This window comes from Salinicola peritrichatus, assembly GCF_003206715.1.
Lineage (GTDB): Bacteria > Pseudomonadota > Gammaproteobacteria > Pseudomonadales > Halomonadaceae > Salinicola > Salinicola peritrichatus.
This window is the reverse complement of the sequence record NZ_PZJU01000011.1, coordinates 39,634-58,794: the sequence shown is the minus strand read 5'-3', so window position 1 is coordinate 58,794 and position 19,161 is coordinate 39,634. Positions and strand designations below refer to the sequence as shown.

The following is a 19,161-nucleotide window of genomic DNA, read 5'->3' as shown; positions in this document are numbered from 1 at the left end:
CTTCCGCACCGCTGACGAACGCATACGGCTCCTTCATGTGCTTCCCCTTTCCCGGCGCAACCACGGGCTCCTTGAAGCATGGCTTATTGATCAGTCTCACCTTTATAGAACAAAAAGTTCTATTTTAACCGATTGTCATTCCATTAAGGTTTATTTAGCCTTGCCGCCAACGCGAATAATCCGTAGGGAACTGACACATGAACTGGTTGACCGCTACCCGCTCTTGGCTCACCGCTTCCGCTCTTGGCCTGGCACTCTCGCTGGGCACGCTAACGCCGGCACAGGCGCAGGAACCGTCGCGGGAGCTGCTCAACTCCTCCTACGACATCGCCCGCGAACTGTTTGCCGCCATCAACCCGAAGTTCATCGACTGGTGGCAACAGCAGCACGACGAGACCGTCAGCGTGAAGCAGTCCCATGCCGGTTCCTCGACCCAGGCCCGCTCGATCATGCAGGGCCTGCGCGCCGACGTGGTCACGTTCAACCAGGTCACCGACGTCAACGTATTGGCCGACGCCGGCCTGGTAGCGAAGGATTGGCAGGATCGCTACCCCAACCATGCTTCGCCCTACTACTCGACCACCGCCTTCCTGGTACGCAAGGGCAACCCCAAGCACATCGAGAACTGGGACGATCTCGCCCGCGACGATGTTTCCCTGGTATTCCCCAACCCCAAGACCTCGGGTAACGGCCGCTACACCTATCTGGCGGCTTGGGGCTACGCCGATGAAGCCTTCGACGGCGATCGGGACAAGGTCGAGAACTTCATGAAGACCTTCCTCGGTAACGTCGAGGTATTCGATACCGGCGGCCGTGGCGCGACCACCACCTTCGTCGAGCGCGGTATCGGCGACGTGCTGATCACCTTCGAGTCCGAGGTCAACAATATCCGCAACGAATACGGCAAGGACGACTACGAAGTCGTGGTGCCGCCGGTCAGCATTCTGGCCGAGTTCCCGGTCGCCGTGGTCGACGAGTATGCCGAGCGTAACGGCAACGAGGATCTGGCCAAGGGCTACCTGGACTATCTCTACACCGAAGAAGCACAACGCCTGCTGGCCGGCTTCAACTATCGCGTCAACGACGAAACCGTCGCCGCCGAGTTCAGCGATCGCTTCCCCGAAACCAAGCTACTGCGCGTCGAAGACCTCTTTGGCAGCTGGCCCGAAGCGATGGAGACCCACTTCGCCAGCGGTGGTGAACTGGACCAACTGCAGCGCCAATGATCGCTTCCACCCTACGCATGGGTCGCCAACGCCGAGTGTTGCCGGGTTTCGGCCTGTCGCTCGGCGTCTCGCTGACCTTCATTTCGCTGATTCTGCTGCTGCCCTTGACCAGTCTGGTGGGGCAGCTTGCGCAGTTGAGCGCCTCGCAATACTGGTTTCTGATCACCGATCCGCGCATCGTCGCCAGTTACGGCGTGACGCTGATGGCGGCCGTCATCGCCGCGCTGTTCAACGCCGTGTTCGGCCTACTGATGGCATGGGTACTGGTGCGCTACGAGTTCCCCGGCAAGCGTCTGGTGGATGCCTTGATGGATCTCCCCTTCGCCCTGCCCACGGCGGTCGCCGGCGTCACGCTGGCCACGCTCTACTCCAGCAGCGGCTGGGTCGGGCAACTGCTCGAACCGCTGGGCATCTCGGTCGCCTATACCTGGGTCGGCATCGCGCTGGCGATGGCCTTCACCAGCATCCCGTTCGTGGTGCGCACGGTGCAGCCGGTGCTGGAGGACCTGCCGGCCGAGGTGGACGAGGCGGCGATCACGCTGGGCGCCAAGGACGCCCACGCCTTTCGGCGGGTGATCCTGCCCCATCTGTGGCCGGCGCTGGTCACCGGCACGGGCTTGGCCTTCGTGCGCTCGCTGGGTGAGTTCGGCGCGGTGATCTTCATCGCCGGCGGCAAACCCTACGAGACCGAGATCACCTCGCTGATGATCTTCGTCAAGCTGCAGGAGTACGACTACGCCGGCGCCTCGGCGGTGGCCTCGATCGTGCTCGCCACCTCGCTCGCGCTGCTGCTGGCGATCAACCTGTGGCAGGGCCGTTTCATCAAGCGACTGCACGGAGGGCGCGGCTGATGGTCAGAATCGGTGACGCACCGCGGGTGAAGCGGCTGTTGATCGGCATCGCCCTGGCGCTGACCGCGCTGTTTCTGGTGTTGCCGCTGGTGGCGATCTTCGCCCAGGCGCTGATGCGCGGTATCGATGTCTACTGGCACAATCTGAGCGATTCGTACACCGTGGCAGCCATCGGCCTGACGCTGCTGGTGACCCTGCTGACGGTGCCGGTCAACCTGATCTTCGGCGTCTTTCTCGCCTGGCTGGTGACGCGCTTCGAGTTCCCCGGACGCCGTCTGCTGCAAACGCTGATCGACATCCCGTTCGCGGTGTCGCCGGTGGTGGCCGGTCTGGTCTATCTGCTGCTCTACGGGCGCAACGGCTGGCTAGGCGGCTGGCTCGACAGCCATGACATCCAGATCATGTTCGCCTGGCCGGGCATCGTGCTGGCGACGATCTTCGTCACCTGTCCGTTCGTCGCCCGCGAACTGATTCCGTTGATGCAGGCCCAGGGCGCGCGGGAGGAAGAGGCCGCCGTGACGCTGGGCGCTTCCGGCTGGACGATCTTCCGTCGGGTCACGCTGCCCAAGATCCGCCACGCCCTGCTCTATGGCGTGATTCTGACCAACGCCCGCGCGGTGGGTGAATTCGGCGCCGTCTCGGTGGTCGCCGGGGCCATTCGTGGCCAGACCAACACCCTGCCGCTGCAGGTCGAGCAACTCTATCAGGACTACAACACCGTCGGTGCCTTCACCAGCGCCTCGCTGCTGGCGTTGCTGGCGCTGCTGACGCTGGCCGCCAAGGCCGCACTCGAGTGGCGCGCCGCGCGCCGGGAGACCGCGACATGAGCATTCGCATTGCGCAGATCGACAAGACCTATGGCCGCACCCGTGCCCTGGAGCCGATCGATCTCGACATTCACGACGGCGAGCTGATCGGCCTGCTCGGCCCCTCCGGCTCCGGCAAGACCACGCTGCTGCGCATCGTTGCCGGTCTCGAACAGGCCGATGGCGGCACGATCCACTTCGGCGAACGCGACGTCACCCACGTTCACGTACGCGAGCGGCGCATCGGCTTCGTCTTCCAGCACTACGCGCTGTTCCGCCACATGAGCGTGTTCGACAACGTCGCCTTCGGCCTGCATGCCCTGCCCCGCGCCCAGCGCCCCTCGAGCGGCGAGATCCGCACCCGTGTCATGCAGTTGCTGGAGATGGTCAAGCTGAGCGATTTCGCCGCGCGCTACCCCGCCCAGCTTTCCGGTGGCCAGCAACAGCGCGTGGCGCTGGCCCGTGCCCTGGCGCTCAAGCCGGACGTGCTGCTGCTGGACGAGCCGTTCGGCGCGCTCGATGCCAAGGTGCGTCAGGAGCTGCGCCGCTGGCTGCGCCACCTACATGAAGAGTTGCACTTCACCAGCCTGTTCGTCACTCATGACCAGGAAGAGGCGCTGGAGCTCTCCGATCGCGTAGTGGTGATGAGCAACGGCCGGGTCGAACAGATCGCCACGCCCGACGTTCTCTACCGCCAGCCAGCCAACCGCTTCGTGTTCGAGTTTTTGGGCGAGGTCAATCGACTGGAAGGCGATGTCGAGGACGAGTTGCTGACCTGCGGCAACGCCCGGGTGGCGGTACCCGAGGTCGGCGACGGCCGCCATGAGCTGCTGCTGCGCCCTCACGAAATCCGCCTGGCGGAACACGCCAACGATCGCGCCCACCTACCGGTAACGGTGACGGCCATCGTCCCGGTGGGCGCGGAAGTTCGCCTGGAACTGGAGGCGGACTGGCTCGGCGAACCGTGGCAGGCCGCCGTCAGCCATGCCGACTTCGATCGCCTGGCGATCACCCGTGGCAAGCGGCTGTTCGCCATTCCCAGCCAACTGCACCGCTTCGACACCGCACGTCCCCAGACGCTGGCGCCCAGCTTCTGAGCTGACGGTCGTGACGCTTGCGTATTACGGATCGTCGTGAACGATGTCTATAATGGGCATCGTTTAGGAAACGCTGAATAAATTGGCGAGCAGGATGAAGCGCACGGAGCGCAGCAGTCAGAGCCTATGAGGTATAGGTGAGGATTCGACCGGGCTGGCGCTCCAGCACCGCGTAACGCAGCGATTCGCCTGCGCAGACATTTATGCAGTGTTTCCGTTGTTTCATCGACTCGAGAGGTTAGCTTTTATGCGTCAATGGTTTGCGCTCAAGTGCGTGGCGGCGCTGGTGATGGTTGGCGTGCTGGCCGCTTGCGCCCAGAGTCCACAGATTCTGTCGGTGAATCCCAAGGTCAGCGGTGGTTTTCCGCATACCGGCAACGGCCAGCCGGTCACCCTGAACGTGGTCGATGGTCGCGACAGCAATGTCATCGGCACCCGCTCCGGCTCGACCTCGGCGACCTCGACCATTACCGTCGAAGCCAATGACGTGATTCCGAAAATCCAGACCCAGGCCGAGAACGCGCTGCGCAGCATGGGCTTCACGCCGACCCAGAATGGCGGCGGCCCGACCTTGACGCTGACCCTGGCCGAGCTCGCCTACGCCCGTGGCAGCGCGGACGAACCGCTGCTCGGCGCGTCACAGCTGCAGGCGATCATCGAAGCCAAGGTAGAGAATGGCACCAACACCTACACCGGCCGCTACACCTCGAAGCGCAAGCAGAGCTACGCCTTCAAGCCGGACTGGGACACCAACAATCGCATGGTCAGTGACCTGCTGGGCGACGCGCTCGACCGCACCTTCCGCGATCAGCAACTGGCCAACCTGCTGGCGCAGTGATCAACGCGACCGGTCGCCGCCGGTCGCAGCCAGCCAGGCTGCCAAAGACAAACCCGTTCGAGACCGGCTCTCGAACGGGTTTTTTCTGCGGTGGGCGCCGTCATTCAAGCGCAGGCGGACTGCCAAATGACCGGACCGGTTCAATCCGTTGGCCCGCGCCTTCGCAGACGCCAGACGCTCTCCTGCAAGCCTTCGGCGTCAGGTTCGGCCTGCGCGCAAAGCGTCACTTCGAAGTTGGGCGACAGCAGTCTGTCGACCTCGTCAGGCGTCACGCTGAATGGCGGGCCGCGCTCGGGATCGTCGTGCGTCAGCGTGATCAGCAGCCCTCGGGTGCCGGGTAGCAGCAGGTGTGCCAGATGGTGCGCGTAACGCTGACGCGTCGCCGGCGGCAGCGCAATCAGCGCGGCCCGGTCGTAGAACCCGGCCAGTTCCGCCGCCTGCTCGACATGGAAATGAAAGAAATCGCCGCGCCATAGCTCGATGCTGCCCTGGCGAGTGCACTCGAATCCCGACTGACGGTAGCGCAGTGCCGGCTGGCCGCCCTCGCTGACGAACTGTTCGATCGCCAGCGGCGACAGTTCGATTCCCAACACGGGATTGCCGCGGGCGGCGAGCCAGCGCATGTCGTGGCTCTTGCCGCATAGCGGTACCAGCACCTTGGCGTCCGGGTCGAGCGCCAACTCGGGCCAGTAACGCATCAACGCGGGATGCGGTGCCTGGCGATGAAACCCGATGCGCCCCTGCCGCCAGCGCTCGAGCCAGTCGGTTGCCGACATGCTTGCCTCCGCTCGCCGCGATCAGAACCAGCGGTCGCGCTTGCGCCGACGGCGCGGCAGGTGCGGTACGATCAAGCCGACGACCAGCCCCGCCCCGGCGACGCCACCCCCGTACATGAAATAGCGCATCAGCAGATCTTCTTCCTGGGTGTCCAGGCGCGCCTGCATCTCGCGCATCTTGCTCTCGGCCTGGGAATAAGCCTGGCTGAGCTGATCGTTGGTGGACTGTAGCTCTTCGACCTGCTGTTTTCGGCTCTCGAGTTCGCTGCGCATGTCGGCCACGCGCTGGTTCCATTCGTCGTCGATACCGTCCAGGCGCTGCGTCAGCTGGTCGACTTTCTGCTGCAGGGCCGGCAACTGCTGCTGGGCGCTGGGCTCGGACTGCACGAACTGGGATTGAATCCATACCGTGTCGCCGTCCGGTCCGCGAACCTGAGTGTAATCGCCCTGGGTCTGGAGCACCGTGACCGGGTCGCCGCTCTCCAGCGTCCCCACGATGCGATATTCGTCGGTCGGCCCACTGCGGACGAAAGTGGGCAAATGGTCACTGACCCAGTGGTTGTCCTGGGCCATGGCAGTGACGGAAAACAGGGCCGCGCCGAGGGTGCAACCCATCGCAACAATTCGAATTTTCAACATATCGTCGTGATCTTAGTGGCTAATCGATAACGGTTCGGCATCTTCGGAGACGCTGAATCGGGATTTCAGTGATCCTTTTCCACGCGACGATGAGAACGGCCCGCGCTTCCTGCGAGGGTGGTCAAATCAAGAATCCACACTTTCTGTGGATAACCGTTGGGACAACCTGCGCAGTGATGGCGCGATCCTCCGGTAGTCCCAGCGCTGACGACAAATTGGTGAAATTCTGACCAGTCGTCATCGCTTCAGCCGTCTTCCCGCGGCGGCCACGCCATCGGCCGCGGGAACTCGGCGACGTTGCCCTCGGCCTTGACTGCCTTGGCGGCCCCGCCGCGTTCGACCTCGTCGATGCGGATGATGGCGTTGTACGGGATATAGCTACGATTGACGCCATCGAAGGTGCGGCGCAGCTTTTCGGCACCCGGGTCGACGACCACCTTGGAGTGATCCTCGAACACGAAGGCTTCGACCTCGATGAATCCCCACAGGTCGCTCTGGAAGATCTCGCGTGCGTAGAGCTCCCACACTTCTCCTTGATTGTGAAACACCACCCGATAGATCGGCTTCAACGACATAAACGAACGACTCTCTCAAAAATCATCGGCACCACCGGCCGCCATCGTAAATAGGCGCAAGGGTACCACAGCCACCGCCCCATGCGAGCAGCCCGGGTTGGCTGTTTCCCGCCCACGCCCGTATAATGTCGCGTTCTCAAAACGGTAGTCGGCCCCTCCGGTCCGGCACCGCTTCGGTCTTTTTCCCATTGTTTACTTCACGGGCATCGGTGACGCGCGCATGGCCGCAACGCAACCTATGACGAAGAAGCTCTTCATCAAGACGCACGGCTGTCAGATGAACGAGTACGACTCCGCCCGCATGGCGGATCTGCTGGGCGAATCCCATCGTCTCGAACTCACCGACGACGAGGGCGAAGCCGACGTCATCCTGCTCAACACCTGCTCGATCCGCGAGAAGGCACAGGAGAAGGTATTCCACCAGCTCGGCCGTTGGAAGAAGCTCAAGGCCGCCAAACCCGATCTGGTGATCGGCGTCGGCGGCTGCGTGGCGAGCCAGGAAGGCGAGAACATCCGCAAGCGCGCCCCTCATGTCGACATGGTATTCGGCCCGCAGACGCTGCACCGCTTGCCGACCATGCTGGATGCGCGCAACAAGAGCGCCACGCCGATCCAGGCGGTGGACGTCACCTTCCCGGAAATCGAGAAGTTCGACCATCTGCCCAAACCCAAGTCCGACGGCGCCACGGCGTTCGTCTCGGTGATGGAAGGCTGCTCCAAGTACTGCACTTTCTGCGTGGTGCCCTATACCCGCGGCGAAGAAGTCTCGCGGCCGTTCGAGTCGGTGATGGAAGAAGTCGTCCACCTGGCCGAACAGGGCGTGCGCGAGATCAACCTGCTGGGCCAGAACGTCAATGCCTATCGCGGTCTGGATCAGGCCGGCGACGAGATCGACCTGGCCGAGTTGATCGCCTGCGTGGCGGCGGTCGACGGCATCGATCGCATCCGTTTCACCACCTCGCACCCAGTGGAGTTCTCCGACAGCCTGATCGAAGCCTATGGCGAGATTCCGGAACTGGTCAGCCATCTGCATCTGCCGGTGCAATCGGGCTCGGATCGCATCCTGGCGGCGATGAAGCGCGGCCACGGCCGTGACATGTACATCGAAAAGCTCGAGCGCATCCGCGCCCTGCGCCCCGACATCAGCTTCTCGTCCGACTTCATCATCGGTTTTCCCGGCGAGACCGACGCCGACTTCGAGGACACCATGGACCTGATCCAGCGCATCGGTTTCGATGCCTCGTTCAGCTTCATCTACTCGAAGCGCCCCGGCACGCCGGCTTCCAGCCTGCCGGACGACACCCCTCACGAGGTCAAGAAGCAGCGCCTGGCGATTCTGCAGGATCGGCTCAATCAGCAGACCCAGCGAATCAGCCGGCGCATGGTCGGCAACACCGAGCGCATTCTGGTCACCGGTTTTTCGCCCAAGGATCCAGGGCAGCTTTCCGGTCGCACCGAGAACAACCGGGTGGTCAACTTCCGCGCCGACGACCCCACTGCCCTGATCGGCTATTTCGTCGACGTCACCATCACCGAGGCGCTGCCCAACTCGCTGCGTGGCGAACTGGCGTCCCCGGAGCGCCATTGAGTTCCGATCTTTCGTCCCCACTTCCCTATCGGGCACGGCCTCGAGGTCGTGCCCGCGCGACTTTCGCGACATGCGCCGAGCGCCCTGGAACATTGCTCCGACGGGAAGCGGCGCAGTAAGCTGAAGCCTTCCATTTTCCAACATCGACGGATCTCTCTGCGTTGACCCAAGACCAACAGTCCGCCAATCGCGTCGTTTCCCTGACGCTCGAGCCCAACGATCCCATGCGCCTGGCCAGCCTCTGCGGCCAGCGCGACGAACATCTGAAGCTGATCGAAACCCGCCTGGGCGTGACGCTGCGCAATCGTGGCAATACCTTTCAACTGGCGGGTCCGGATGCCAGCGTCAAGGCGGCAGCCAACGTGTTGGAGCACCTTTATCGCGAGACCGAGGCCGAAGAGCTGCTGCCGGACACGGTGCACCTCTACCTGCAGGAGTCGGGCATCGAGGCGCTGGAAGAGGAAACCGGCGACGTCGAAGCCGGTGGCCTGTTGATCCGCACCCCGCGGGCATTGATCAAGCCGCGCGGCTTCAACCAGCAGGGCTATGTCGCCAGCATCCGCCGCCACGACATCAATTTCGGCGTCGGCCCGGCGGGCACCGGCAAGACCTACCTGGCGGTGGCGGCGGCGGTCGAGGCGCTCAATCGCCAGGAAGTCAGGCGCATTCTGCTGGTGCGCCCGGCGGTCGAGGCCGGCGAGAAGCTGGGTTTTCTGCCCGGCGATCTGGCGCAGAAGATCGACCCCTATCTGCGGCCGCTCTACGATGCGCTCTACGAAATGCTCGGCTTCGAGCAGGTCAACAAGCTGATCGAGCGCCAGGTGATCGAGATCGCCCCGCTGGCCTACATGCGCGGACGCACGCTCAACAACGCCTTCATCATTCTCGATGAGAGCCAGAACACCACGCGCGAGCAGATGAAAATGTTCCTGACCCGTATCGGTTTCGGCTCGACCGCGGTGATCACCGGCGACGCGACCCAGGTCGACCTGCCGCGCGGCTCCAGTTCCGGTCTGATCCATGTGCTCGAAGTGCTGCGCGATACCGCGGGGATCGGCATCACCCAGTTCGCGCCCAAGGACGTCGTGCGCCATCCGCTGGTCCAGCGCATCATCGAGGCCTACGATCATCACGAGGCCAGCGAGGAAGCCGCCCTGCGCCAGCGCCGCGAAGAGCGTTTGCAGGCCCGCGCCACCAAGGACGATAACCGCTCGTGAACGTCGAGATCGACCGCCAGGTCGCGATTGATGAACGCGCCGAGGCGAGATTGCCGTCGCAGTCCGAGCTCGAGCGCTGGGTCGCCTGCGTCCTCGACGCGGAGGACGAGCCGCGCCGCGAAGTGACGATCCGCTTCGTCGAGCGCGCGGAGAGCCAGCAGCTCAACCGCGAGTATCGCGGCAAGGACAAGCCGACCAATGTACTGTCGTTCCCGTTCGAGGCACCACCGGGTCTCGAATTGCCGCTGCTGGGTGACCTGGTGATCTGCCACGATGTCGTGGTCGCGGAGGCTAACGAGCAGCGCAAGTCAACCCGCGATCACTACGCCCATCTGGTAATACATGGCTGCTTGCATTTATTGGGCTACGACCATATAGATGATGAGGAGGCGGAGCAGATGGAGGCGTTGGAACGTGCTCTGCTCGCCCGGTTCGACATCGCGGATCCCTATCGCGCCGACGATTCGGGCCTGGATGTCTGAATGACCCTTTTCGAACACTGATGCCCAGCGCGACGATCAAGCCCAGATATTGAGCCCTATGCCGACGTCAACGAGATCTTCCTGCCACCGGGAACGATCGAGCGAGACCCCGACCCTGACGGCCGAACACCCCGACGAGCCTCCGCCTAGCCGATCCCGGATCGCGGAAGGCCGTACCCGTATACCGATGGATGCCGCGCCAGTCGCCGGCATCTCCCATCCTTATCGTTTCCCCTTCCGTGCGTCATCCGAGGACAAGAGACCACAGTCATGAGCGAAGACCGATCGAGTAGCCAGAACAGTCGATCCTGGCTGGAAAAGCTGATCAGTACCTTCTCGAGCGATTTCGACGAACCCAGCTCCCGCGAGGAGCTGCTCACCTTTCTGCGCGAGGCCGGCCCCAGGCTGAACCTCGATCAGGACGCCCTGACGATCATCGAGGGCGCCTTTCAGATCAGTGACCAACAAGTTCGCGAGGTCATGATTCCCCGTTCACAGGTCACCGCGATCGGCGTGACCCAGCGTCCGGAGGACTGCCTGCCGACCATCCTGGAGACGGCGCACTCGCGCTATCCGGTGATCGACGACAACCTGGACGACGTGCTCGGCATTCTGCTGGTCAAGGATCTGCTGCCGCTGCTCAAGCGCAGTGCCGAGGAGCGCGAGGCGTTCTCGCTGCGCGACGTGCTGCGCCCGGCCATGTTCGTGCCGGAATCCAAGCGGCTCAACAGCCTGCTCAAGGAGTTCCGCGATACGCATAACCACATGGCCATCGTGGTCGACGAATATGGCGGCACGGCCGGGATCGTCACCATCGAGGACATTCTCGAGCAGATCGTCGGCGACATCGAGGATGAGCACGACATCGACGAGGAGGAGGATATCCGCGATCTCGGCGATGGCACCTACGCGGTGCGTGCACTGACCCCGATCGAGGATTTCAACGAACAGTTCGGCACCGAGTTCTCCGACGAGGAGTTCGATACGGTGGGCGGGCTGATCATGCAGCGTTTCGGCCACCTCCCGCGTCGCAACGAGTATGCCGATCTCGGCGACTGGCGTTTCACCGTACTCAACGCCGACAATCGGCGCATTCGTCTGCTGCAGGCCAAGCCCGTACCGGCAGAGGTCGCAAACGCGCCCGCGCGGCGAGTCGAAAGCTGATTCCACGTAGGCGTATGCGGTTTTCAAGCACTCAAGAAGCCTCCAATTAACGTCATGAGCGCAGGCTAGACAAGGCAAAAATCAACGACAAATCGTCAGGATTGACGATTTGGGCAGCTCCGCTGCTCGAAGAGCGAGCGACAGGGATGTCGCGAGTCAAAAGCGGAGTTTACGGGGGTAAATGAGCATGTTGAGTTGATTTTTAACGCAGTATGGCCCAGCGGAATAGTTAATCGGAGGTTTCTTAACGTATTCGTGCGGCAACTTTGCTATAAGGGGCACTTTCTGCAAGGAGTGCCCCATGCCGCCCGCCAAGCCGTTGATTTCCGCCCGTCGTCCCTGGCCCGGCTATCTGGCCGCGCTGATCGCCGGCGGCTTCTCCACCCTCTCTTTCGCGCCTTTCCACCTATGGTGGCTGGGACCGATCGCCGTTGCCCTGATGTATCTGGGCCGGCACCGTCTGACGGTAGGACAAGCCGCCCTGCACGGCTGGCTATTCGGCGTCGGCCTGTTCGGCACCGGGGCGTCCTGGGTCTACGTCTCGATCCACGATTATGGCTATACCGGGGCACCGCTGGCGCTGTTCCTGACCGCGCTGTTCGTCGGTACCCTGGCGCTGTTTCACGCCTTCATCTTCGGGCTCTATCGTCGCTTCACCTCGCCCCGCCTGGCTTTTCTCAGTTTCGCCGGCGTTTGGGTATTGGGCGAAGCCTTCCGTAGCTGGGCGTTCACCGGCTTCCCATGGCTTTTGCTGGGCAGCGCCCAGGTCGACTCGCCGCTGGCACCCTGGGCACCCATCGGCGGCGTCTACCTGCTGTCGCTGATCGTTGCACTGAGCGGCACGCTGCTGGTCGAGTTCTGTCGCCGCCGCTGGTGGGCCGCGATGCCTGTCGCCGCGCTGTGGCTGGTGCCGCTGGCGCTGCCGACACACTGGACACAACAGGCCGCCGACCCGCTGCGCGTGGCGCTGCTGCAGGGCAATTTGCCGCAACTGGCCAAATGGAGCGCCGATGGCCAGCGCAACGCGGTCAATACCTATACCCGCATGAGCCGCGAGCTGCCGGACGATGTCGACCTCATCGTCTGGCCGGAGACCGCACTGCCGATGTTCGAGGAACAGGCGCGACCGTTCCTGGAGCGCTTGCAAACCACCCTGGCGCCCGAGACGGCGTTGCTGACCGGGATCGTCCAGCGCGACGCAAGCGGCCACTACTACAACGCCATCGTCGGCGTTGGCGAAACCCGTGGCGAATACCGCAAGGCGCATCTGGTGCCGTTCGGCGAGTTCCTGCCGCTGGACTTTCTGTTGCGCGGCATCATCGATTTCTTCGACCTGCCGATGTCCGATTTCGCTGCCGGCGCCGATTCGCAACCGCCGATACTGACCCACGGTATCGCCATCGGCAGCGCCATCTGCTACGAAATCATCTATCCCGATCTGGTCGCCGGGCGCGCCCGCGATGCCAACGTGATATTGACGGTCTCCAACGACACCTGGTTCGGTCGTTCCATCGGTCCGCTGCAGCATCTGCAGATGGCGCGCCTGCGGGCGCTGGAAAACGGCCGATACGTGATTCGCGCCACCAGCAACGGCGTGACCGCGATCATCGACGACCAGGGCCGCCTCCAGGAGCGTGCACCGCAGTTCGAGGCAACCAGTGTGGTCGGCAATGTCGCACCGATGACCGGTCTGACGCCGTTCACCCGTACCGGCAGTTGGCCGACCTGGCTGTTGGCGCTGCTGATGCTAATGCCCGGGCTGGCATGGAAGCGACGCCAACCACGCTGACCACACCGCCGGCGCCCGCGGAATTCGGCTGCCGGCGGTCTTCCCCGCCGCTTCCGCGCGACTTTTATCAATGCGACACGAGATTGTCGATTGGTCTCAACAGGTGCCTCCGGCTCTTGCCAGCGCTGGCGCGATAGCGTTGCATGGAGTTCTATTTTCCGGCCACGAGTGCGCCATGACACTTTCCCTGGTCTCCCCCGACGACATCCGCAGCGCTTTCTCGCAGGCGATGTCCGATATGTACCGGCAGGAAGTCCCCCAATACGGCACGCTGCTCGAGCTCGTCGGCGCCATCAACCGGCGAGCCATGGATGCCGATCCTCGGCTGGCGGCACGCTTGCATGCCGATGACGAGACCGCGCGGCTCGACATCGAGCGCCACGGTGCCATCCGCGTCGGCACCGCCGAAGAGCTGGCTACCCTGCGCCGTGTCTTCGCGCTGATGGGAATGTTCCCGGTCGGTTATTACGATCTCTCCCCCGCCGGCGTGCCGGTGCATTCCACCGCCTTCCGTCCGATCGACGAGGCCTCGCTCAAGCGCAATCCGTTCCGTATCTTTACCTCCCTGCTACGCCTGGAGCTGATCGAAGACGACACCCTTCGACGCCAGGCGGCGGCGATCCTTTCCAAGCGCGACATCTTCACGCCCGGCGCACGCGAGCTGATCGAACTCGGCGAACACCAGGGCGGCTTCGACCACGAGCAGGCCGGACGCTTCGTCGCCGAAATCCTGGAGACCTTCCGCTGGCATCGTGATGCCACCGTCGATCACGACACCTACCGGGCCTTGCACGATGCGCATCGTCTGGTCGCCGACGTGGTCTGTTTTCGCGGCCCGCACATCAATCACCTGACGCCGCGCACGCTGGATATCGATGCCGCCCAGGCCGCCATGCCCGACTACGGCATCACGCCCAAGGCGGTGATCGAAGGCCCACCACGGCGACGCGTTCCGATCCTGCTGCGCCAGACCAGCTTCAAGGCGCTCGAGGAACCGATCCGCTTCGCCGGCGCCGAAGGCGGTACGCACACCGCCCGTTTCGGCGAGATCGAACAGCGCGGCGCCGCGCTCACGCCGAAAGGCCGGCAACGCTACGATGAACTACTCGCGCGTTCACGTCAGGCACCTGCGGCCACCGACAACCTGGCCCACCAGCGCCAACTGGGTGATATCTTCGCCAACTTCCCCGACGACGAAGAGACGCTGCGCCGTGACCAGTTGGCTTATTTCCGCTACCGGCTCAGCAAGAGTGGCCGCGAGCGGCTGGCCGCCGGCGAGCCTGCTCCCCGCGAGGCCGAGGCGCTGATCAGCGAAGGCTGGGTCGAGGCTACGCCGATCACCTACGAGGATTTTCTGCCGGTCAGCGCCGCCGGGATCTTCCAGTCGAACCTGGGCGATGCTCGTCCCCGGGCCTATGCCGGTGAATCCAGCCGCAGCGCTTTCGAACTGGCTCTCGGCCGCCCTGTGTACGACGAGTTCGAGCTCTACGCCCGATGGCAGAACGACTCCTGGGAACGCGTGCGCCAGCAATTGGGCCTGTGAACCAACCTGGAGCCCCCGGAAACCGCCGGCGACACCGACGACAAGCGTTCCGGGAGCGAAACAAAACCTCAGCGGCAGACATCGACTCATGCAGATTTCGAATCGACACCCCAGCGAAGCGGCATCCCCTATCGCCATTGTCACCGGCGGCTCACGCGGCATCGGCGCCAGTCTGGTCGAGCGCCTGCACCGCGACGGCTGGGGCGTACTGTTCACGCATGCCCAATCGCCCGAGGAAGCGGATGCGTTGGAGCGCACGTTCGCCGATGGCGGCCCGGTGGTTCGCGGCCTGCGCTGCGACGTCGCCGAGCGCGACGCTCCGGCACGCATCTTCGCGGCCGCCGAAGCGCTCGGCGATCCCGTGGCTCTGGTCAACAATGCCGGCATCACCGGCGGACTGGGGCCGCTCGCCGAACTCGGAGACGACGAGTTGGAACGGGTCATTGCCGTCAACCTCGCCGGCCCGGCCAGACTGTGCCGGGAAGCCGCGCGCCGCTGGCAGGGCCGCAGCCTGCGCTCGTCCATCGTCAACGTCTCTTCGGTCGCCGCCCGCACGGGCTCGCCCAATGAGTACGTCGTCTACGCTGCTGCCAAGGCCGGCCTGGAAGCGCTCACTCGGGGACTGGCCAAGGAGCTGGCGGGGGCGAACATTCTCGTCAATGCGGTCTCGCCCGGCACCACCGATACCACCATCCATGCCCGCTCCGGCGAGCCGGATCGCGCCAGGCGAGTCGCCGCCAACATACCGCTCGGTCGCCCCGGCCAGCCCGCAGAGATCGCCAACGCCATCGCCTGGCTGCTATCGGCGGAAACGAGCTATGTCACGGGGTCGGTGATCGAAGTGACCGGCGGGCTCTAGTCGCCCTTGCCTGACGGAAGGCGCGTCGTAAGCACGCAAACTCCTGTCGCGGGCAGGGCATTGCTCCGCCTACTGACGCCTTAGGCTGAAGTCTTCCTCTCTCCAGCCCTGGAGGCTTCGGCATGGCCCGACCCAACAACAATGACTTCGCCACCGCGACCTCGTCGATACCCCCCTCGCCAGACGAAGTCGATCTTTCCATCCTGCGCAAGGTGATCGCCGCCTCGGCGATCGGCAATTTCGTCGAGTGGTTCGACTTCGCCGTCTACGGCTTTCTCGCCGTGATCATCTCGCACCACTTCTTCCCGCCCGGCGACGATTCACTTGCCCTGCTGCAGACATTCGCCGTGTTCGCGGTGTCGTTCGCGCTGCGCCCTCTCGGCGGCATCTTCTTCGGCATGCTGGGCGACAAGATCGGGCGCAAGCGAGTGCTGGCCATGACGGTACTGCTGATGGCCGGTGCCACCACATTGATCGGTCTACTGCCGACCTATCAAAGCGTCGGCCTGTTGGCACCGCTGGCATTGGCGCTGGCACGCTGCGTCCAGGGCTTTTCCGCCGGGGGCGAGTACGCCGGTGCCTGCGCTTTCGTCATGGAACACGCGCCACGCCGGCACAAGGCACGCTACGGCAGCTTCGTGCCGGTCTCGACCTTCACCGCCTTCGCCACCGCGGCGGCACTGGCCTATGCCGTCAGCGCCCTGCTTTCGGAAGAAGCTCTGGCTGCCTGGGGCTGGCGCATTCCCTTTCTGATCGCCGCGCCGCTGGGCCTGATCGGACTCTACATGCGGCTGCGGCTCGATGAGTCACCGGCGTTCCAGGCGCTGAAGGCACAACACGACGTGCCCCACTCGCCACTCGCCGAGACGGTCCGCTCCCACGGTGCCACCATCGTCTGTCTCAGTGCCTTCATCTCGGTCACGGCACTGTCGTTCTATATGTTCACCACCTATTTCACCACCTACATGCAGGTCGTCGGCCAGGCCTCGCAGACCACCGCGCTGCTGGCCAGCCTGGGCGCGCTGGTCTTCGCCGCTCTGCTCTGCCCATTGATCGGACGCTATGCCGATCGCGTCGGCCGCCGCAAGACGGTACTGAGCGCGGGTATCAGTCTGATCGTGGCGGTATTCCCGGCTTACACGCTGGCCGGTAGCGGCGAGTGGCTGGCATCGATGACCGGTGCGGCGTTGATGGCGGTGGGCGCGGTGATCTGCGGCGTGGTGACGGCGGTGCTGCTGTCGGAGCAGTTCCCGACGCGGGTGCGCTACACCGCTTCGGCACTGTGCTACAACCTGGCCTATACGATCTTCGGCGGTACCGCACCGCTGGTGGCGACCTGGCTGATCGAGCGCACCGGAAACAATCTGTCGCCGGCGTTCTACCTGATCGCGATCACCCTGCTGGCGATGTGGGGCGGACTGCGGCTGCCGGAGTCGGCCCATCGCGCGCTGGATGCCGACGAAGCCGAATGGCAAGACATGCCACGGCCGGCGGCCCAACCGCTGGCATAAGAGCGCGCCGACGGTGCGAAGAGTCAAGGCTGACGCGCGTAGACCCGCGCGCGCCACTCCGCTACCTCGTAGTCGGTATCGAAGTGGCAGCTGCCGCCGTAGATAGACACATCCCGCTCTTCGCACTGCTGCGCGACGCTATCCGGAGTCGGCTTCTCGCCGTGCTCGACCCAGCTATCCAGGGCTTCCAACGCCGCCGCGTACTGCGGCGTCGATAGTTTGCTGTGCTGGGCCTCGTCGGTATACAGCTGGACCAGCGAGTCGGCGGTACCGCTATCCTCGCGCGCACGACGATAGAGCCATTCGTTCTCGACGAAAATGATCGGATCGTTGATCGCGTGCATGGTGACGGTGGGAATGTCGGTGTCGCCCGTCAAACCGGCATCCTCGCCCAGTTTCTCGACCGCCCGCGCATCCTCGTCGAAGCGCGAGATGCCCTTGTTGAGCGCGTCGTCGTCGATCGAGCCGACATAACGCACGCCGCGGTTGGAGAACGGGCTGGCGCCCTCCAGACGCTGCTCGACCATGTCCTGGAACAGGAAGGTCGCCCAGCGCATGTGGGCTTTCAGCGTGTTGGACGGAATACGGACGACATCGACGATGTTGTTCAGCATCTGCTGTTGCAGCAAGGTGCGCTGCTCGGGCGGCAGATCGACGCCGGTGCAGGCATCGACACGGGCATTGAGTTCTTCGGGCGTCATCTCACTATCGTCCGGCAGGCCCTCCCACAGCGGGTACTGCTCTTCGTCGGGATAGGGGTGGTTGGCGCAGTAGTATTGATAGACCGCGCGCAGGTCGGCGCGAAACTGATAGGCCTGGGTACCGCCACCGAGCACGCCGCTGGTGAGCAGCGCGCCATCGTAGCGACGCCCACCGTCGGCGGTTTCGCCATACAGCTCCATGGTCTTGGCCGCCACGTTGCCGCCCCAGGACTGGCCGTGCAGATAGATCCGCTGCGGCCGGCCGAACCGCTCGACGAACAGCCGGCGCAGGTAATCGGTGTCCTCGGCGGCCATGCGCACGCCGTAACCGCCGCGTCGATAGCTGGAACCGGCCCAGGCATAGCCCTCGCGCACCATGACGTCGTATTGACGCAGGTCGATGTCGACGGGGTCGTCGGGATGCGGCGCATTGGGGCGCGGGCCACCGTGGCTGTGAAGTACCAGCTTGTGGTTCCAGCCGTCGGGAATGGCGATCCAGTAATAGGCGCCATGGGTGTCCTGGCCGGCGTAGCAGCGGGTGGCCTCGGGCAGCCAGTCAGGGCACTCGGCATCGGCCATCGATTCGGCATCCTCGGCAACCGTATCGGCCAGCGCCGCCGGTACGCCGAAGGCGCTCATCAGGCAAACGGCACCGAACAGCACGCTCTTGGAGGACTTGGGCACGCTTCGCTCCTCATCGCGTTGGGTCGAGAGACTGCTGTTACGACTAACGTCGACGATGAAGGTTCCCGGACGACGACGTGCCCACGCCGCCGTGAAATGACGGCGGCGTGGATCGTTGCCTGGATCAGTCGCTTGCGGTCGGCTGCGGCGCGCCGGACTCGCGGTGGAAATAGCGGTGGCCACAGGCATGGCATGGCTCCAGGCGCGCCACCTGATTCAACACGATACCGGCGCCGCAGTGAACGCAGCTCATGCGCCCGGGCAGCGCCACCTCGCCGGCGGTGTAATCGGCCCGGGCCGCTTCCAGATCATCCTCGAAACGTTCGCGGTCGATGCTGGTGCGGTCGGCGATGGAAAACAGCGCATCGCTGACCCGTCGCGACAGCACATCGAGATCGATGCCGAGCCAGGTGGCGATCCCTTCCCCGCCTTTGGCCAGGAACTGGCGGAAATCGCGCATGTCCCGCTCGACCCAGGCGCGCAGAAGCGCGGCCTCGTCCTTGGTGAACTCCTCGAACTCCGCCTCGAAGGCCACCGCCTCGTCGAGCTCGCGCTGGAAGCTCTCCCAGGAGAGTTCGCCGCCGCCGTCTTTCAGCCGCGTCAGGATACGCTCGTAGGCGTCGGCGAGACGGGAACGTTCCTCGGGTCGTGGTTGACGCTGGTCCATGGCTACCCCCTTTCGTTTGCTGCTCGTCGTGTACTTCATCGAAGCGCATGCCCCGATTCATCAAAACGCGTGCCCCTACCTGCGACATCGGGTCTGGGGTATGCTTGGTGGCCTGAAAAATCGACGCCGCCCCCGCACTTTACCGTCT

Annotated in this window: 18 protein-coding genes; 13 read left to right on the top strand and 5 right to left on the bottom strand. The window is 64.1% G+C overall.

From position 1 onward, the window contains the following. The first annotated feature begins 197 nt into the window (after window positions 1–197). The 5 genes from cysP (at window position 198) to DOM57_RS06575 (ending at window position 4,818) form a co-directional block, all read left to right on the top strand. Window positions 198–1,226 (top strand): thiosulfate ABC transporter substrate-binding protein CysP, encoded by a 1,029-nt coding sequence (cysP, locus tag DOM57_RS06595; protein ID WP_110648440.1) that lies wholly within the window; start codon window positions 198–200, stop codon window positions 1,224–1,226. Beyond that, window positions 1,223–2,077, top strand: a complete 855-nt coding sequence (gene cysT, locus DOM57_RS06590) for a sulfate/thiosulfate ABC transporter permease CysT (RefSeq protein ID WP_110648439.1) — start codon at window positions 1,223–1,225, stop codon at window positions 2,075–2,077. Before cysP ends, cysT begins: the two co-directional genes overlap by 4 nt. Then, entirely contained in the window at window positions 2,077–2,904 is an 828-nt protein-coding gene (gene cysW / locus DOM57_RS06585; protein ID WP_110648438.1) for a sulfate ABC transporter permease subunit CysW, read from the top strand. The genes cysT and cysW overlap by 1 nt, the downstream gene beginning before the upstream one ends. Beyond that, complete coding sequence (locus tag DOM57_RS06580; RefSeq protein WP_110648437.1) at window positions 2,901–3,980, top strand: sulfate/molybdate ABC transporter ATP-binding protein; 1,080 nt, start codon at window positions 2,901–2,903, stop codon at window positions 3,978–3,980. Before cysW ends, DOM57_RS06580 begins: the two co-directional genes overlap by 4 nt. A 247-nt stretch (window positions 3,981–4,227) precedes the next feature. Further along, window positions 4,228–4,818, top strand: a complete 591-nt coding sequence (locus DOM57_RS06575; protein WP_110648436.1) for a YajG family lipoprotein — start codon at window positions 4,228–4,230, stop codon at window positions 4,816–4,818. Between the two features lie 140 nt (window positions 4,819–4,958). Here the strand turns inward: DOM57_RS06575 and DOM57_RS06570 are convergent, their stop codons facing one another. The 3 genes from DOM57_RS06570 to DOM57_RS06560 all read right to left on the bottom strand — a co-directional run bounded on the left by DOM57_RS06570 (window position 4,959) and on the right by DOM57_RS06560 (window position 6,808). Continuing rightward, window positions 4,959–5,594, bottom strand: coding sequence for a thiopurine S-methyltransferase (locus DOM57_RS06570; RefSeq protein WP_110648435.1), 636 nt, complete (start codon window positions 5,592–5,594; stop codon window positions 4,959–4,961). Between the two features lie 21 nt (window positions 5,595–5,615). Next, window positions 5,616–6,233, bottom strand: a complete 618-nt coding sequence (locus tag DOM57_RS06565; protein WP_110648434.1) for a TIGR04211 family SH3 domain-containing protein — start codon at window positions 6,231–6,233, stop codon at window positions 5,616–5,618. Window positions 6,234–6,478: 245 nt separating this feature from the next. Then, window positions 6,479–6,808: a DUF1820 family protein gene (locus DOM57_RS06560; RefSeq protein WP_110648433.1), complete on the bottom strand. Its 330-nt coding sequence runs from the start codon at window positions 6,806–6,808 to the stop codon at window positions 6,479–6,481. A gap of 238 nt (window positions 6,809–7,046) precedes the next feature. Between DOM57_RS06560 and miaB the strand changes: the two genes are divergently transcribed. From miaB to DOM57_RS06520, 8 genes are all read left to right on the top strand, one after another. After that, entirely contained in the window at window positions 7,047–8,396 is a 1,350-nt protein-coding gene (gene miaB / locus DOM57_RS06555) for a tRNA (N6-isopentenyl adenosine(37)-C2)-methylthiotransferase MiaB (protein ID WP_110648432.1), read from the top strand. A 224-nt stretch (window positions 8,397–8,620) separates the two neighbouring features. After that, window positions 8,621–9,613, top strand: coding sequence for a PhoH family protein (locus DOM57_RS06550; protein WP_110648482.1), 993 nt, complete (start codon window positions 8,621–8,623; stop codon window positions 9,611–9,613). Further along, a complete protein-coding gene (ybeY, locus tag DOM57_RS06545; protein WP_110648431.1) occupies window positions 9,610–10,095 on the top strand; it encodes an rRNA maturation RNase YbeY in 486 nt (161 codons plus the stop codon). Before DOM57_RS06550 ends, ybeY begins: the two co-directional genes overlap by 4 nt. A gap of 270 nt (window positions 10,096–10,365) precedes the next feature. Next, a complete protein-coding gene (locus tag DOM57_RS06540; RefSeq protein ID WP_110648430.1) occupies window positions 10,366–11,259 on the top strand; it encodes an HlyC/CorC family transporter in 894 nt (297 codons plus the stop codon). A gap of 301 nt (window positions 11,260–11,560) precedes the next feature. Next, window positions 11,561–13,048 (top strand): apolipoprotein N-acyltransferase, encoded by a 1,488-nt coding sequence (gene lnt / locus DOM57_RS06535; RefSeq protein WP_110648429.1) that lies wholly within the window; start codon window positions 11,561–11,563, stop codon window positions 13,046–13,048. A gap of 175 nt (window positions 13,049–13,223) precedes the next feature. Next, on the top strand, window positions 13,224–14,591 hold the full coding sequence (hglS, locus tag DOM57_RS06530) for a 2-oxoadipate dioxygenase/decarboxylase HglS (protein ID WP_110648428.1): 1,368 nt from the start codon (window positions 13,224–13,226) through the stop codon (window positions 14,589–14,591). Window positions 14,592–14,679: 88 nt separating this feature from the next. Next, on the top strand, window positions 14,680–15,450 hold the full coding sequence (locus DOM57_RS06525) for an SDR family NAD(P)-dependent oxidoreductase (protein WP_110648427.1): 771 nt from the start codon (window positions 14,680–14,682) through the stop codon (window positions 15,448–15,450). Window positions 15,451–15,572: 122 nt separating this feature from the next. After that, complete coding sequence (locus DOM57_RS06520) at window positions 15,573–16,961, top strand: MFS transporter (RefSeq protein WP_110648426.1); 1,389 nt, start codon at window positions 15,573–15,575, stop codon at window positions 16,959–16,961. A 23-nt stretch (window positions 16,962–16,984) separates the two neighbouring features. Here the strand turns inward: DOM57_RS06520 and DOM57_RS06515 are convergent, their stop codons facing one another. Continuing rightward, window positions 16,985–18,346 carry an alpha/beta hydrolase family protein gene (locus tag DOM57_RS06515; RefSeq protein WP_110648425.1) on the bottom strand — a complete coding sequence of 454 codons (1,362 nt, stop codon included), beginning with the start codon at window positions 18,344–18,346 and terminating at the stop codon, window positions 16,985–16,987. A 124-nt stretch (window positions 18,347–18,470) separates the two neighbouring features. Continuing rightward, on the bottom strand, window positions 18,471–19,013 hold the full coding sequence (locus DOM57_RS06510) for a zinc ribbon-containing protein (protein WP_110648424.1): 543 nt from the start codon (window positions 19,011–19,013) through the stop codon (window positions 18,471–18,473). Window positions 19,014–19,161: the final 148 nt, after the last annotated feature.